This is a genomic window from Paracoccus cavernae (assembly GCF_042430175.1).
Lineage (GTDB): Bacteria > Pseudomonadota > Alphaproteobacteria > Rhodobacterales > Rhodobacteraceae > Paracoccus > Paracoccus cavernae.
The window spans coordinates 80098-95093 of sequence record NZ_JBHMDZ010000048.1; the positions used below are offsets into that span (position 1 = coordinate 80098).

The window sequence follows — 14996 nt, forward strand, 5'->3', positions numbered from 1 at the left end:
CTCAGATCCTCTCGATGTCTTCGCGGCCAAAGATGCCGAAGGGGCGGACCATGATGGTCAGCAAAATGATGAGCGAGGTGACGACATCGCGGGTCGAGCCGCCGACATGGCTGTCGAGATAGCCCGGAATGACCGAACCGAGGATGCCGACGAGCAGCCCTCCGACGAGCACGCCGGGGATGGAATCGATCCCGCCCAGAATGACGACCGCGACCGCAGGGAAAAGCAGCGTCGAGAGCGTCCAGTCGACACCCTGCGCCGAGCCCCACAGCGCGCCGCCCACGACCGCGGTGATCCCCGCGAGCCCCCACGAGATGCCGATGGCGCGTTCGACCGAGATGCCGACGGCCCAGCTCGAGATATGGTCGTCCGAGACCGCGCGCAATTTGGTCCCGAGCCGCGTGCGGAAGAACAAAAGCGCGACTCCCACCAGCACCAGAGCGGCAATGCCTCCGAAAAGCGAGGTGCGGTTGATGAAGACGTCGCCGATGATGACCGGCGCGAAATCGATGCCGAGATCGATGGATTTGGGGGCCGAACCGAAGATGCCCGGCACCAGACCACGCAGCAGGATGTCCAGACCCAGCGTCAGCATCACCACCATGATGATCGGCTGGCCGACCATGCGGCGAAGCAGCAGCCGCTCGACCACCAGACCAAAGAGGAACATCACCACCATGGCGGCGGGAATGGCCAGCCAGATCGGCAGGCCCGCCGAGATGAACAGCCAGACCGCATAGCCCGCCGTCATCACCACCGCGCCCTGCGCGAGGTTCGGCACGCCCGCCGATTTGTAGATCAGCACGAAACCCAGCGCGACCAGCGAATACATCAGGCCGGTCAGCGCGCCGTTGATCAGAAGCTCGAAGAAATAGGCCATCATGCGGCTCCCTTCACATCGGACAGCCGCAGCATCCGGTCGAGCGAACCGGTCTGGCCGTTCTCGTAGGTGATCTGCGCCTTGAAGTCGATTTCGCTGTCGCCCGCATTCAGCGCCTCGATGATCGGGCCGTAACGCTCGTCGATCACGTTGCGTTTAAGCTTGCGGGTCCGCGTCACCTCGCCGTCGTCGGGGTCGAATTCCTTGTGCAGGTTGACGAAACGCGCGATCGACAGCCCCGAGGGCAGATGCGCATTGACCGCCGCGATCTCGGCGTTGACCAGATCGTAGATGCGCGGCTGCTGCGATAGCTCGGCATAGGACGTGTAAGCCACGCCATGTTCCTGCGCCCATTGCCCGACCGCCTGAAAGTCGATGCAGGTGATCGCGGTCAGCATGTTGCGGCCTTTGCCGATCACGGCCGCATCCTTGATATAGGGCGAGAATTTCAGCCGGTTCTCGATATAGGTCGCGATGAAGCGGTGCCCGTCGGCCGTCTCGACCACTTCGGAAACGCGGCCCAGCACGACCAATTGTCCGTCCGGCTCGATCTGGCCGGCATCGCCGGTCTGCAGCCAGCCGTCGACCAGCGCTTCGGCGGTGGCCTTGGGGTTCTGGAAATAGCCGTCGAAGATATTGTCGCCCTTGAGCAGGATCTCCCCATGCTCGTCGATCTTCATCTCGACACCCGGAAAGGGCCGTCCGACGGTGGTCAGCGAGATATCCTCGGGGCTTTGGGCGACGGCCAGCGCGCAGTTCTCGGTCTGGCCGTAGAACTGGCGCAGGTTCAGGCCAAGGGCGCGAAACCACAGGAAGACATCCTCGCCGATTGCCTCGCCCGCGGTATAGGCGCGCTCGACGCGCGACAGGCCAAGCTGGTCGCGAAGCGGGCCGTAGATCAGCCATTCGCCAAGCAACCGCGACAGCTTGCCGCCCGAGGCCTTGCCGTCGAGTTTCGCGCGTTCCGCCGCCATCGCACGGGGCATGAAGTAATCGTAAAGGCGGCGCTTGAGGCCGGTCGTCTCGCCCATTCCGACCTGTACCCGCGTCAGCATTGCCGACCAAGCACGCGGCGAGGCGAAGTAAAGCGTCGGGGCGATCTCGCGAAGGTCATGCATCGCGGTTTCCTGCGCCTCGGGGATATTGACCGAGAAACGCAATTCGGTTGCGGCACCGATCGAAAAGATGAAATCGCCGACCCAAGCCATCGGCAGATAGGCCATATGGGTCTCGCCCTGTTTGAAATAGCCCGCCGCTGCGGCATTGCGTACGCCCGACAGAATATGGCCGTGTTTCAAGGGGATACCCTTGGGCGCGCCGGTCGTTCCCGAGGAATGCATCAGGACGGCGACATCGTGGATTGTCGCGCGCGCGACCAGATCCGCGGCCAGCGCGGGATCGGCCTTGATCCGCGCGGCCCCTTCGGCGCGGATGGTTTCGAAACCGGCGACGCCTGCGGGTTCGCGCCCCGCCAGACCGCGCGGGTCGTCATAGATGATCAGACCCAGCCCTGCATGGCTCTCGCGGGCCTCCAGAAGCTTGTCGACCTGCTCTTGGTCCTCGGCGATGGCGAAGCGGATATCCTCTCTCGCCATTTGCGCGGCCAGCTCCTCGGCGGGGGCATCGGCATAGGCGGGCGAGGGGATCGCGCGCAGGCAGGCCGCGCCCAGCATCCCGAAATAGAGGTTCGGCCGGTTGTCCCCGATCACGAGAACCACATCCTCGGGCCCGACGCCGCGCGCCTCGAGGCCGGCCGCGAATTCGGTCACGGCGGACAGGTAATCGCGCCAGCTATATTCCTGCCAGATGCCGCGATCGCGTTCGCGCATGGCCACTTCTGCGGGATGTTCGGCGGCGTTTCTCGCCAGACGGGCAAGGATCGTGTCGCCGCGCTGCCAAGCGGGATGAAGCGCCTCGGATGCGGCAAGCGCGCTTGCCGGGGGATTGGTGGCAAGGGTCGCGTCATGCTGCATGGCGGGGCTTTCCGATATAGGCCTCGACCACCTGCGGATCGGCGATGGTTTCGCGCGCGGGGCCCTGCGCGATCTCGCGGCCGTTGTTGAGAACGAGCACGCGGTCGCACAGAGCGGTGACGACATCCATATGGTGCTCGATGATCAGGACGGTGAGGCCAAGCGCCTCCTGCGCGTCCAGAATGAAGCGGACCATATATTCCTTTTCTTCCTGGTTCATGCCCGCCATCGGCTCGTCCAGAACCAGCAGGCGCGGCTCGGCGCTGAGCGCGCGGGCGAGTTCGACGCGCTTTTGCAGGCCAAGGGGGATCGTATCGACATGCTCGTCGCGGGCGGGGGCCAGCTGGAGAAGGTCGATCACCTCTTCGACCTTGCGGCGATGCGCGATCTCGTCCTTGCGCGCCCACCACGGATAGAAAAACGAGGCGAGCGGATTGGGCTTCATATAGATGTGGCGGCCCATCAGAATATTGTCGAGCACGCTCATCCCGTGAAAAAGCGCCACGTTCTGGAAGGTCCGCGCCACGCCCATCGCCGCGATTTTCGCGGGTTTGAGCCCGTTGATCTGGCGGCCGTCCAGCGTGATGCGGCCCTCTTGCGGCGGATAGAAACCCGTCACCGCATTCACCAGCGTCGTCTTGCCCGAACCGTTCGGCCCGACAAGGCCGAAAATCTCGCCGCGCTGGATGGTAGCGGATACGTTTTTCAGCGCGACCACGCCACCGAAACGGCGCACGACATCATCGCAAACCAGAACCTCGTCGCGAGCAGAGTTCATGGCCGAATTCATGAGCGGACCTGTTGCGGCTGTGCCTGCGACAGCGTGCGCCGTCCCGAACATGCGGGGTCTCCGTGCATGGCTGCTCCTCCCAAAGACAGTCTTGCCGGCCGCCTTACCCTGCGGCCTCGGATCGTGAATTTCAGGCTAGCATCGCATTCGATTTCCGGTAAACCGAAAAGAATGGCAATGTTCTTTCAGGTTTCTTGAAATGCATCCCAATCTTATCGACCATTTGACGGCTTTCTGTGCGATCGTCGACCACGGCAGCCTGACGGCGGCGGCCAAAGAGCTGCGCCGCCCGATCTCTTCGATCAGCTACTCTTTGGCACAGCTTGAAAGCTATTGCGGCTTTGCGCTGCTCGGACGCGGGACGAACCGCTCGGAGCTGACCGAAAAGGGTCGCGCGCTTCTGGCCGAGGCCCGCAGCGTCGTCGAACGCGGGCGCAGTTTCACCACCCATGCGGCCTCGCTGGAAAAGGGCGAGGAAACGCGGCTAAGGGTGCTTGTCGACGTGCTTTTTCCGCGTGCCGACATGACGCGGGCGCTGGCGGAGTTTTCGCGCGCGCATCCTTTGGCGCGCATCCAGTTCTTCAATTCCTCGCTGGCGACGCTTTGGGACGATCTGCGCGAGGGCAATATCGATTTCGCGCTGACTTTGGCGGCGGCAATCCCCTCGGATATCGCGGCGAGGGATCTGGGAAGCGAGACGCTCGGGCCGGTTTGCGCGGTCGGCCACCGGCTGGCGCAGCTGCCCCAACCCCTCGCGATGCGCGCCTTCGACCGCGAGCGGCAGATCTATTACGTCGGCTCTCCGGCGATCGATATGGAGCGCGTCGGACGGCTGTTTTCGACCGATGTCTGGACGGTCAACGACGTCGAATCGATCAAGGGCATGGTCACGGCGGGGCTCGGCTGGTGCTTTTCGGCCGACAGTACCTTCGAGCCGGAGATCCGGCGCGGCGAGGTCGTGCGTCTGACCTGCGAGGATATGCAGTTCCATCCCGTGCGCACCGTCGTCGTCGCCTGGCCCGCCCATCGCCGGCCCGGGCCTTTGGGACGGGCTTTGGTCGAGGCTTTGACCCGCGTCATGACCGGCAGCAGCGATCCGGTGGATTAGGGTGCATGTCGGCGGCGCGGCGCTGCTTTTGAAAAGCTGAAAGGCTGGATCGGGATTGCCGATTTTTGCCCCTGCCGCGCGGAGGCTAGGCTGGAGATGTTCCAACCAGCAGGCCCCGCATGATCCAGAGCCGTCCGATACGCCCCTTCGGCTTCGCCGTCCCCGACAAGGGTTTGCCGATCATTCGCGCGGCGCTGCCCGAGGGCTCCGCCCTGCGTGGGGGTGTCATGGTTCTGGGCAATTTCGACGGCTTCCATCGCGGCCATCTGTATCTGATCCGCGCCGCCAAACGGATTGCGGCGGATGGCCGTGCGGTCGGTGTCATGTCGGTCGAGCCGCATCCGCGCCAGCTTTTCCGCCCCGCCGATGCGCCGTTCCGTCTCGCCTCGGTGGCGCAAAAGCATCATCAGGCGGCGGCGATCGGGCTGGATTTTCTGTATGAGCCTGCTTTCGATGCCGCTTTCGCGGTAATACAGCCGATTGAATTCATTAACGATATTCTGGGCGCGACTTTGGGCGTGTCGCATATCGTCGTGGGGGCTGATTTTCATTTCGGGGCGAAACGTGCGGGCAATGCCGCGACGCTTGGCGCCGAATGTCCGCCGCGCGGCATCGGTGTTACCGTGCTGCCGCTGCAGGCCGGATATTCTTCGACCGCGGTGCGTGCGGCGGTAGCGGCGGGCGAGATCGCGCAGGCCCGCAACTTGCTCGGCCGCCCGTGGCAGGCCGAAGTTGCGCGGGGTCTATGCCTTGCCCGCGGCCAGATCCGCCCGCCTGCCGGACGTTACCTTATCCGCGCGGCGGCCCTCTCGCCGGTCCTGCTGATCGATCTCGATGACGAGGGACGTATTTCGGGGCCGCAAAACCTGCCCGCGCGGATTGATTTTCTCGAACGGCGCAGCAGCCCGTTTGCCTATCGGAGCCAGCCATGACCCAGTTTTTCCACCTCCCCGCCAACGGCTATCGCACCATGCCGTGGAAGAACGGCCGTGGTGCGACCGACGAGGTTTGGCTCTGGCCGGAAGATGCGGATCGCGAGGATTTCTCGATCCGCATTTCGCGCGCGCCGATTACCGATGACGGCGGCTTTTCCGCTTTCGAGGGTGCGGATCGGGTGATTACCCTTATCGAAGGGCGGGGGCTCGGGTTGGATTTTGCCGAGGGGCAGCATCGGATCGCACCGCATGTACCCTTTCAATTCGACACCGGCCTTGCGCCTTTCGGGCGGCCGTTGGGCGGGCCGGTACGGGTCTTCAACGTCATGGCGCGCCGCGCGGATTGGGTGATTGCGGATGCGCGGGTGACGGAGGAACCGGCGGAGTGGCAGGGCGATCTGGTCGTGGCCTTCGCGCTCGCGCCCCAAAGCATCCTTTGCGGTGGCGAGGAGATCACGCTCGCCGCGCAAGATACCGTCGTTTTGCGTGACCCCGCGCGCGTGTTGGCCACAAAGGGGCCGGTTCTCGTCGTCACCTTGCGCGCGGCCTGAGCCGTCAGAGCCCACCGGAAAGCATTAAGGCCCGCCGGTCCGGCGGGCCTTTCCCTTGCGAGGGTGCGCGGTCAGCCCCGCGCGAATTTATCGCGGCATTTCTGTGCGAAACGCTCTGCCGCGCCCGAGAGGCGATGGTCCTTGCGCCAAGCCAGAACGATCTGCGAGAGCGCATGGTCCCCCGCCAGGGGCAGCGCCACCAGCGGCAACCCGTCATAGCTCATGCTGGCGGCGGGTTTGGTCGCAAGCAGCGTATAGCCCAGCCCGTGGGCGACCATTCCGCGCACCATCTCGAAGGAGGTCGAGCGGTGGGCGATGACCGGCTCGATTCCCTGCGCGGTCAGAATGCCGGTGAAATAGGCACCCGAGGGCGGCGCATCCAGCAAGACCATCGGCTCCGCGGCCAGATCGGTCGGCAGAACCTCGGCCTGACGCGCCATCGGATGATCCTCGGCCAGCAGGACATAGGGGGTGAGCGTGCCCAAAGCCTCCCATTCGAAACGCTCGTCGAGACCGTTGTCGTAGATCAGCGCGACTTCGGTTTCGCCCGAGATCAGGCTTTCGGTCAGGCGGCGCTGGTCGCCCTCGAGCAGGTCGATATCAAGCCCGCCGAGCTGGCGGATCAGCGCGGGCATGAGGAACGGGCCGAAGGTGTGGAAACAGCCGACATTGAGCTTGAGCCCCTCGCCGTTGAGAACGCCGCGCATGCTGCGCGGGGCCTCGATCCGGCGCGACGACCCGTAGGAGCGGTTGGCATAGATCAGCGGTGAGCCGATCCTTGCGCTATGGGTGTCGTCGACCGCGCAAAGCAGGACGTGATGGGTCCCGACACGCTCGGCCGAGAGGATGCGGCATTCGAAGGCGACCAGCGGATCTGCGACGCGCGGCGTGCCGTTTGCCAGCGTCACCCATTCGGTGCATTCGAATTTGTCGCCCAGCTCGTCCTTGAAGCGGCCCGCGAAGGCTTCCGAGATATAGGATTGGTCCTCGCGCAGGACGTTGACGCAAACCACGCCGTTTTCCAGAATTTTCGGCGCGGCGGGGCTGAGATGGTGGACGCAGACCAGAAGCGTTGGTGCCTCGCCATCCGCCGAGACCGAGGCCATCGCCGAAACCGTGACCCCCGCGCGCCCCGACGGCCCGTCGGTGGTGACGACATTCACCGTGCAGGCCGCGTGGCTCATGCCGGCGACGAAGCGGTCGCGGGCCGAGATCTGGGGGATTTGCGTATCGGCATTCATCGTGGCGATCCTTGCTGCTGGGTCGTGCATCTTGCTGTTTCGACCCCAGATGATGATATTTTCCCGCCGCCCGAAAATCGTGTTTTCCGCAGCAATGCCTCAGAAGTCCTGAGGGGCGGGGCGGGTTGTGGTCTCGGGTCCGGTATCGGTTGCGGGGATGCGGGCGGCGCATCCGCCCGCCATCATGCCGGGGATCGCGCCGTCGCAAATCGTCTCGCGGCAATGGTCGATGAAGGCATCCATCACCCGCGAGCGGCGCAGCTCGGCGAGGTGTGCGATGCCGAAACTGATCGAATGGGTGACATCCTCGATCGGCAGGTAAACCAGCGGCAGGCCGTTTTCGGCGCGCATGTTCACGGGGCGCGCGGTCATCAGCCCGTAGCCCAGCCCCGCCGCGACATAGGAGCGGAGCGAGGCGGTCGACGACGTCTCCATCACCACCCGCGGCGTACCGCCGATCTGGCTGAAGAGCCCGAGGAAATAGTCGCGTGTCAACGGCAGGTCGATCAGGATGAAGGGGTCGTCGATCAACTCGGCCAACCGGACCGAATTGCGGTCGGCAAAGCGGTGATCCGCGCCGACGATGACATAGGAATTCAGCCGCGCCAGCTCGACGAAGGTCATGTCGGGCGGCAGTTTCAGGTTGTAGGTCAGCGCCAGATCGATGCGCGCCAGACGCAGGTTCTCCAGAAGTTCGGCCTCGCTCCCTTCGGTCATGGTCATTTGCACCGCATCATAGCGGCGCGAGAAACCCGCCCAAAGCTCGGGGGCGATCAGCGGCGCGAAGGTGAAGAACGTGCCGACCTTGAGCGTGCCCGACACCCGGTCGTTGGCGTCGCTTGCCACCTCGTAAAGCTCGGCCGCGGCGCGCAAAGATTCCTTGGCCGCGCGCAAAAGCCGCGTGCCGGCAGGGGTCAGCGACAGGCCCTGCGCATGGTGGCGCACGAAGAGCTGGACGTTGAGCTCGGTCTCGAGATGCGAGATCGCCGCAGAGATCGAGGGCTGCGAGATGTTCACCTGCTCGGCGGCTTTCGTGACCGAAAGCGTCTCGCCGGCCGCGATGAAATAGCTGAGCTGTCTGAGTGTGAAGCGCATCTGTCCGTCCCCTTCATCAATGCGAATTGGCAGCACTCATGCCGGTGTTTTGCACGCAAGGGAATGGCGGCGCCGGCCTCATTCGCGCTTCGATTGAGGGGCTGCCAGTTCCTCGACCAGCCGCGCGAGCATTGCATCACAAAGCGCCAGTTGCGCGCCAGAGACGAACTCGTCGGGCTTGTGGCCCTGATCCATGAAGCCCGGCCCGCAGATCGCGGTGGACATGCCCGTCGCTTGCTGGAAAAGCCCGCCCTCGGTCCCGAAAGCGACCTTGATCGAGGTGCCGCTTTCGCCGGTCAGGCGGCGCAGCAGCGCCACAACCGGCGCGTCCTCGGGGGTTTCGAGGCCGGGATAGCCCGAGATTTCCTCGATCTCGATGCGTGCCTGCGGGAAGCGCGGCTGGTGGACGGCGGCGATCGCGCGGGCATCGGCATGGATTGCGGCCATGATCCGCGCCGGATCATCGGCGACGATATTGCGGATCTCGAAATCGATCTCGCACAGGTTGGGCACGATGTTGAGGGCGGTGCCGCCGCGCATCATGCCTGCATGGACGGTCGAAAACGGGATGTCGTAGGCCGGATCGCGGGCCCCGTTGCGCGCCAGATCGTCCTGACGACGCGTCAGCGCGGCGACAAAATCCGCGCCCAGATGCAGCGCGTTCAGCGCGTTCGGGGCAAGTGCGGAATGGCCCTCGACACCGTGACAACAGGCGCGATAGGCGGTCTTGCCCTTGTGGCCGGTCGCGATCTTCATGCCGGTCGGCTCGCCGATGATGCATAGGGCGGGACGCTCGGGTCGGGCGGCCAGCGCCTCGATCATCCTGCGCACGCCCATGCAGCCGATTTCCTCGTCATAGGAAACGGCCAGATGCAGCGGGGTGGCCAGATCGCGGCGCGCGGCCTGAAGCGCGGCATGGATCGCGGCGGCGACAAAGCCCTTCATATCGGCGGTGCCGCGACCGTAAAGGCGGCCGGAATCTTCGGTCAGAACGAAGGGATCGCTGCTCCAGTTCTGGCCCGTCACCGGCACGACATCGGTATGGCCCGACAAGACCACGCCACCACCACCTTCGGGGCCGATCGTCGCCCAAAGATTGGCGCGGCTGCCGTCCTCATGGGCGAAACGCTCGATCCGCGCACCGGCGGGCGCGAGCAGGCTCTCGATATAATCGAGCATCTCCAGATTGGACTGCCGCGAGATCGTCTCAAATGCGATGAGGCGGCGCAGGATCTCGGTGGTCGAGGGGATCGGGGAGAGTGCGGTGGTTTGGCCGGTCATGGGGATCTCGCGGGGATCTCATGGGGGAAGTCGGGGGAAAAGCGGGGGCGGATGGCCGCCCCCGCCCTGGGGTTCATTCGTCGCCCGGCACGCCATAGCTCGGCGCGGCATCGGGGTTGAGCGCGCGGGTGACATAGGCGTCCATCTCGGTGCGCCAATGTTCCCAAAGGGCGGCGCAATCCTCGATCGGGTCGCCCTCGCTCCAGTCGATGCGCAGATCGGCAACGGGCCAGCTGACCTTGTCGACGATGACCATGCCCATGGAATGGACAGGGCCTTCCTCGCCGCCCGCCGCGACCGAGGCGCGCATTCCGGCCAGAAGCCGGTCGCCCAGATGTTGGCCCTTGGCCGCCATGAAGGCATCGACCATCTTCTGCGGGATTGCCGCGTCGCACAGCAGGTTCCCCGCCGCAGCCACGCCCTCGCCGTAAGCGATGCCGTGGGTTCCAAGCGTTTTCGCGCCCGAATGCCCTGCCGTACCGCCGTTGCCGTCGACCAGCGCGAGCTGGCGGAACTCGATATGCGGCGCCTCGGCGACCAGCCGCGCAAGCGCGTCCGGTGCCGAAAGTCCCTGTGCCATCAGGTCAAGCCCCTTGGGGCCAAGGCTCGGGTCGGTGATGTTTTGGGTCGCAACCACGCCCACCCCCGCCCGCGCATGGGCGCAACGCGCCGCCACGCAGGGCGAGGAGGACGAAACCGCGATCCCGAACATGCCGGTCTCGGGGCAGCGGCCCGAAATCGAGAAGGTCATCGCTTCCCCCTTACGCGTCCGGAATGACGGCGGTGGCTTCGATCTCGACGACCCATTCGGGGCGGGCGAGGGCCGGAACCACGATGCCGGTGGAGCAGGGATGCACGCCCTGAATATGCTTGCCCATTTCCTGATAAACCGCCTCGCGGTAACGGATATCGGTCACATAGACGACGATGCGGCAGATATGTTCCATCTTCGAGCCTGCTTCTTCGAGCAGCATCTTGATGTTTTCCATCGTCTTGCGCGTTTGCAGACCCGCATCGCCGACATGAAGGCATTCGCGCGTGTCGAGATCCTGCGAAACCTGACCGCGCAGGAAAACGGTCGTGCCGCGCGCGACGACGCCCTGACTCAGGTCGTTGTTCAGCTTCTGCTCGGGGTAGGTTTCTTTGGTGTTGAAGGGACGGATGCGGTGGTGAACGGTCATTCTTGGGATCTCCGGATGAGTTAGTTCTTGCCCCAGACCTGATCGGACAGGCCGGCGGATTTATGGGTGAAGCGCAAAGCGTCCTTGAAATCGAAGTTGCGGTAGACCGCAGCCAGATGGGCGAAGGGCGGGGATTGCGCGAAAAACTGGAAGGTCAGGCGGTGGCCCGCGTAATCCGAGTTCAGCAGGTCGCGCGCATAGGCCAGAAGCTTGCGGCGGTCCTCGCTCGCCCAGTTTTCGTTGAGCGTGTAGAACTTATCGAGCCACGGCCCCGTCTCGGGATCCTCGAAGCAGGCGGCATCGGGCGTGATGCAGATTTGGCCGCCGCAAAGCTCGCGCGCGATATGCATCATGTGGTGGAGCTGCGAGCAGGCAAGGACGCGGCCGGTCATCAGCAGCGACTGGTTGGGCATCAACAGACCGCCCGGGCTTTCCTCGGCCTCGGCGATCGCGGCGGTGAGATGGGCGTTGATCCCCTCGCGGTAGCAAGCCAGCGTCGCGAGCTTTTCCTGAACCGCGGGCTGATGCTCGAGACCGGTCTGGCGCACGTTCCACAAAGCCGCACCGATCAGCATGTCGGCCAGTTTCAGGTTGCGCTGGACGAAGGCGAAAGCCGAATAGCGGTGCAGCGTCGCGCGGATGAAGGTCGCGGCTTTGGTATGCTGGTAGAACAGCACGTTTTCCCACGGGATCAGCACGTTGTCATAGATGACCAGCGTTTCGACCTCGTCGAATTTGTTCGACAGCGGATAGTCTTTTTCCGGCGCGCGGCCCGCAAAACCCGTGCGCGCGATGAAGCGCAGGTTCGGCGAGGAGAAGTCGCAGACAAAGCCCACGGCGTAATCCGACATCGCCTCGTTGCCCCAATTGGCGATCGTGGGCTTGGTGAAGGCCTGGTTGGCGTAAGCCGCGGCGGTCTCGTATTTCGCACCGCGCACGATGATGCCGGCATCGGTTTCCTTGACGACATGCAGCAGCATGTCCGGATCCTGATCCTGCGGCCGTTTGGAGCGGTCGCCCTTGGGGTCGGTATTGGCCGAGACGTGGAACGGGTCGGTCTTGATGACGTGGTGGATGTGGTTGCGGATATTGGTGGAGAAGCGCGGATCGACCTCGTTGAGGATATCCTGCCCGTCGAAAAGCGACCACATCTCGCCTGCGGTTTCGTCGCCGACACGGGTGACGACGCCGCCGACCTCTTCGAGCACGGCATTGGTCGCGTTGCGTTTGGCGCGCCAGTCATCCTTGGTATAGGGCAGCTTCAGCCCGACCGAGAACCGTTCGCCGTTTTCCTCGTAGCTCATCGTATCGCGATGGGCGTCCTCATGCGCCATGTCGTAGATGCGCGCGCGGATGTCGATCAGCGGTTTGAACATCGCATGTTTGGTGATGTCATGGACGCGCTCGCCATTGATCCAGACGCGGCGACCGTCACGGATGGAGTCGCGATACTGTTCTCCGGTTCTTAGCATGATTTCCTCGAAATTGGTCTTGTGGCGAAGGGGTGCGGGGGCGCGTGGGCGCAGCCGCTGGTGTTGGGACAGACCTCTCCCGTTCCCCCGCGACATGGCGCGCGGGGGGTGGTTTCGGGCGAGGTCAAAAAGGGGATCAGCCGGTGATCAGGGCTTTACATAGGTCGTCCAGGCCCCGTCCCTGACGGTTTTCAGCTCGATCGCGATCGGGGTCTGGGTCTGGCCGTTGGCGTCGAAGGTGATCTCGCCGGTCGCGCCGTCATGTTTGATCGCGCGGATGGCCTCGGCGAGTTTCGCCTTGTCCTCGACCCCGACCTCGTTGGCGGCCTGAATGATGATATTCGCGGCGTCGAAAGCGTATTTCGTATAGGGGCTCATCGATTCCGGATAGGCTTTCGCGGTGTAATCGGCCTCCATCTGCGCCAGCTTGGGGGTCTGGGACGCGGTCGGATAGGACACGATCGTATTGTTGGCAGCCTCGCCCGCGACCGCGATGAACTCCGGATCATAGAAGCCCGAAATCCCGATCATCGGCTTGTCGAGACCGACTTCCTTCATCTGTTTCGCGAGAATGCCCGCTTCGGTGATGACGCCGCCGAAATAGACCGCATCGATCTCTTTGCCCTTGAGCGAGGTCAGGATGGTGCGGAAATCGGTCGAGCCGACCGGCAGAAGATCGGTCGAGACGATCTCGCCGCCTGCTTCGGGCACGAATGTATTGACCGCTTCCGAGTTGGATTTGCCGTAGTCCGAGGTATCGGCGATCACCGCGACGCGTTTGGCGCCCAGATCTTTGACCATCCACTCCGAGAGCGGCTTGTTCTCGGTCAGCAGGGTCGGGGTGACGCGGGTCACTTCGGCGAGATTTTGTTCGGTAATCGCGGGCGAGATCGCGCCCCAGATGATCAGCGGCGTCTGGAAGCGCGAGAAGACCGGCATGGTCGCCAGCGCAACCGGCGAGTTCCAGTGGCCCGTGGCCGCAACGACCTCGGGGTCGTTGACCAGCTTCATCGCGGCGCCGACGCCGGTTTGCGGGTCCGAGGCATCGTCAAGCACGACCGGCTCGATCTCGAATTTGGCGTCCGGCGCGGCATTGGCCTGCTCGATCGCGAGCAAAAAGCCGTTTTTGGCGCCAAGGCCCTGCTGGGCATTGCCGCCCGAAAGCGGGCCCATGAAGCCGATCTTGATCTTGGCCTTCTCGGCGAAAGCGGGGGCCGCGAAAACCGCGGTGGACAGCACTAGACCGGCCAGAACGGCGCGGCGGGTGGTCGAAAAAAGGGTCATGGCCTCTCCTGTCGGTGCGGGCTTTGCCGCATCTGCGCATCTGTCGGGATTTGCCGCGTTTGCCGGTGTTGGTGCCTGAAACCGGCACGGTCGACCGCATCGCGGCTTGTTGTCGTGCCCCGAACATCCACCGATTTCCGTCCCGATGAGAAGTCGCATTATCTGAACCATTGGCTCAGAAAATACGAAGCGCGCGCGGCGCTAAATCAATTGCCCTGAGGTAGGTCCTGCTCGCATCTTCCTCGGAAAAACTAATCCAATAGATCAACACGGGAGGACCGACATGGATAGTCTGATCCTCCAGCACCTGCTGAATTGGCTGGTTCTGGGTAGTATTTACACACTTGTCGCCATTGGTTTCAGCCTGCTGTTCGGGCTTTTGAACGTCATCCACTTTTCGCATGGAGATGTGTCGATGATCGCGCCGTTCGTCGCTTTGGGCAGCCTCCAGATCATGGTTGCGGGCAGCGGCGCGAGCCTTGGAGCCGGGGCAATGCTCGCGGCTCTGGCGCTGGCCATTCTGGTCACGGGACTGATCGGGATCGGGGCTGACCGGCTGGTGATCTCGCGCTTTCGCCGGTCGCCCGCGATGATGGCATTGGTTGCGACCGTCGCGCTCGGCACAGCGATCCGTGAGCTGATCCGCGGCTTTTATCCGCAGGGCTCGAACCCCAAAGCCTTCCCGTCGATCATCGAGGGCTTTTGGCAGATCGGCAGCCTGCGCCTGCCCGCGCAGCCGGTGCTGATCATCCTCTCCACGGTGCTGGTCGTCGTCCTGATGTATCTTCTGATGCAGAAAACGCCGATCGGCATGCGCATCCGCGCCGTGGCCGAAGACAGCGCCACCGCGCGGCTGATGGGGGTCCGCCCGGCGCGGATTTTTGCCTTCACCTTCTTTCTCGCTTCGGCAGTCGGTGCGCTCGGCGCGCTGTTTTTCGCCAGCAACGCGGGCGTGGTGCGCTTCGATTTCGGCGTGCAGCTGGGGCTGATCGGCTTTTCGGCGGCGGTGATCGGCGGTCTGGGCTCGATGACGGGGGCCATTCTCGGCGCCTTGGCCATCGCGGGGATCGAATCGCTGGTGCAGGCCAATCTGGCGGACGGGGCCTCTTACCGGCTGGTCTTCGCCTTCCTTCTGGTGATCGCGATGCTCTGCCTGCGTCCCTCGGGGCTGCTCGGCAAGCCCGTGTTTGAAAAGGTCTGATCCG

Annotated in this window: 14 protein-coding genes; 4 read left to right on the forward strand and 10 right to left on the reverse strand. The window is 64.0% G+C overall.

Annotated features, from left to right (window positions below):
- Position 1: 1 nt before the first annotated feature.
- Genes ACFFUC_RS17030 through ACFFUC_RS17040 form a run of 3 tightly spaced genes read right to left on the reverse strand, consistent with a single transcriptional unit; the run spans position 2 to position 3631 of the window.
- Positions 2-883, reverse strand: a complete 882-nt coding sequence (locus ACFFUC_RS17030) for a branched-chain amino acid ABC transporter permease (RefSeq protein ID WP_377688084.1) — start codon at positions 881-883, stop codon at positions 2-4.
- Entirely contained in the window at positions 880-2853 is a 1974-nt protein-coding gene (locus ACFFUC_RS17035; protein ID WP_377688085.1) for an AMP-dependent synthetase/ligase, read from the reverse strand. Before ACFFUC_RS17035 ends, ACFFUC_RS17030 begins: the two co-directional genes overlap by 4 nt.
- Positions 2843-3631 carry an ABC transporter ATP-binding protein gene (locus ACFFUC_RS17040; RefSeq protein WP_377688086.1) on the reverse strand — a complete coding sequence of 263 codons (789 nt, stop codon included), beginning with the start codon at positions 3629-3631 and terminating at the stop codon, positions 2843-2845. Before ACFFUC_RS17040 ends, ACFFUC_RS17035 begins: the two co-directional genes overlap by 11 nt.
- Before the next feature lie 211 nt (positions 3632-3842).
- On the opposite strand from ACFFUC_RS17040, the gene ACFFUC_RS17045 reads away from it, so the two are divergent.
- The 3 genes from ACFFUC_RS17045 (at position 3843) to ACFFUC_RS17055 (ending at position 6237) form a co-directional block, all read left to right on the forward strand.
- Positions 3843-4751 (forward strand): LysR family transcriptional regulator, encoded by a 909-nt coding sequence (locus tag ACFFUC_RS17045; RefSeq protein ID WP_377688087.1) that lies wholly within the window; start codon positions 3843-3845, stop codon positions 4749-4751.
- Positions 4752-4870: 119 nt separating this feature from the next.
- Positions 4871-5683, forward strand: coding sequence for an adenylyltransferase/cytidyltransferase family protein (locus ACFFUC_RS17050; protein WP_377688088.1), 813 nt, complete (start codon positions 4871-4873; stop codon positions 5681-5683).
- Positions 5680-6237, forward strand: a complete 558-nt coding sequence (locus ACFFUC_RS17055; protein ID WP_377688089.1) for a HutD/Ves family protein — start codon at positions 5680-5682, stop codon at positions 6235-6237. The genes ACFFUC_RS17050 and ACFFUC_RS17055 overlap by 4 nt, the downstream gene beginning before the upstream one ends.
- A 71-nt stretch (positions 6238-6308) precedes the next feature.
- Here the strand turns inward: ACFFUC_RS17055 and ACFFUC_RS17060 are convergent, their stop codons facing one another.
- From ACFFUC_RS17060 to ACFFUC_RS17090, 7 genes are all read right to left on the reverse strand, one after another.
- Positions 6309-7478 carry a LysR substrate-binding domain-containing protein gene (locus ACFFUC_RS17060; RefSeq protein ID WP_377688090.1) on the reverse strand — a complete coding sequence of 390 codons (1170 nt, stop codon included), beginning with the start codon at positions 7476-7478 and terminating at the stop codon, positions 6309-6311.
- 99 nt (positions 7479-7577) lie between these two features.
- Positions 7578-8573, reverse strand: coding sequence for a LysR family transcriptional regulator (locus ACFFUC_RS17065; RefSeq protein ID WP_377688091.1), 996 nt, complete (start codon positions 8571-8573; stop codon positions 7578-7580).
- A 78-nt stretch (positions 8574-8651) separates the two neighbouring features.
- Positions 8652-9854, reverse strand: a complete 1203-nt coding sequence (argE, locus tag ACFFUC_RS17070) for an acetylornithine deacetylase (RefSeq protein WP_377688093.1) — start codon at positions 9852-9854, stop codon at positions 8652-8654.
- Positions 9855-9927: 73 nt separating this feature from the next.
- Positions 9928-10605, reverse strand: a complete 678-nt coding sequence (locus ACFFUC_RS17075) for a DUF1028 domain-containing protein (protein ID WP_377688094.1) — start codon at positions 10603-10605, stop codon at positions 9928-9930.
- Between the two features lie 10 nt (positions 10606-10615).
- The gene (locus tag ACFFUC_RS17080) at positions 10616-11035 is read right to left on the reverse strand and encodes a RidA family protein (RefSeq protein WP_377688095.1); all 420 of its coding nucleotides are present in this window, start codon (positions 11033-11035) and stop codon (positions 10616-10618) included.
- A 20-nt stretch (positions 11036-11055) separates the two neighbouring features.
- Positions 11056-12507: a 4-hydroxyphenylacetate 3-hydroxylase family protein gene (locus tag ACFFUC_RS17085; protein WP_377688096.1), complete on the reverse strand. Its 1452-nt coding sequence runs from the start codon at positions 12505-12507 to the stop codon at positions 11056-11058.
- A 147-nt stretch (positions 12508-12654) separates the two neighbouring features.
- Positions 12655-13791: a branched-chain amino acid ABC transporter substrate-binding protein gene (locus ACFFUC_RS17090; protein ID WP_377688097.1), complete on the reverse strand. Its 1137-nt coding sequence runs from the start codon at positions 13789-13791 to the stop codon at positions 12655-12657.
- Between the two features lie 283 nt (positions 13792-14074).
- Here ACFFUC_RS17090 and ACFFUC_RS17095 point away from each other — a divergent pair, with 283 nt between their 5' ends.
- Positions 14075-14992: a branched-chain amino acid ABC transporter permease gene (locus ACFFUC_RS17095; RefSeq protein WP_377688098.1), complete on the forward strand. Its 918-nt coding sequence runs from the start codon at positions 14075-14077 to the stop codon at positions 14990-14992.
- The last annotated feature ends 4 nt before the right edge of the window (positions 14993-14996 follow it).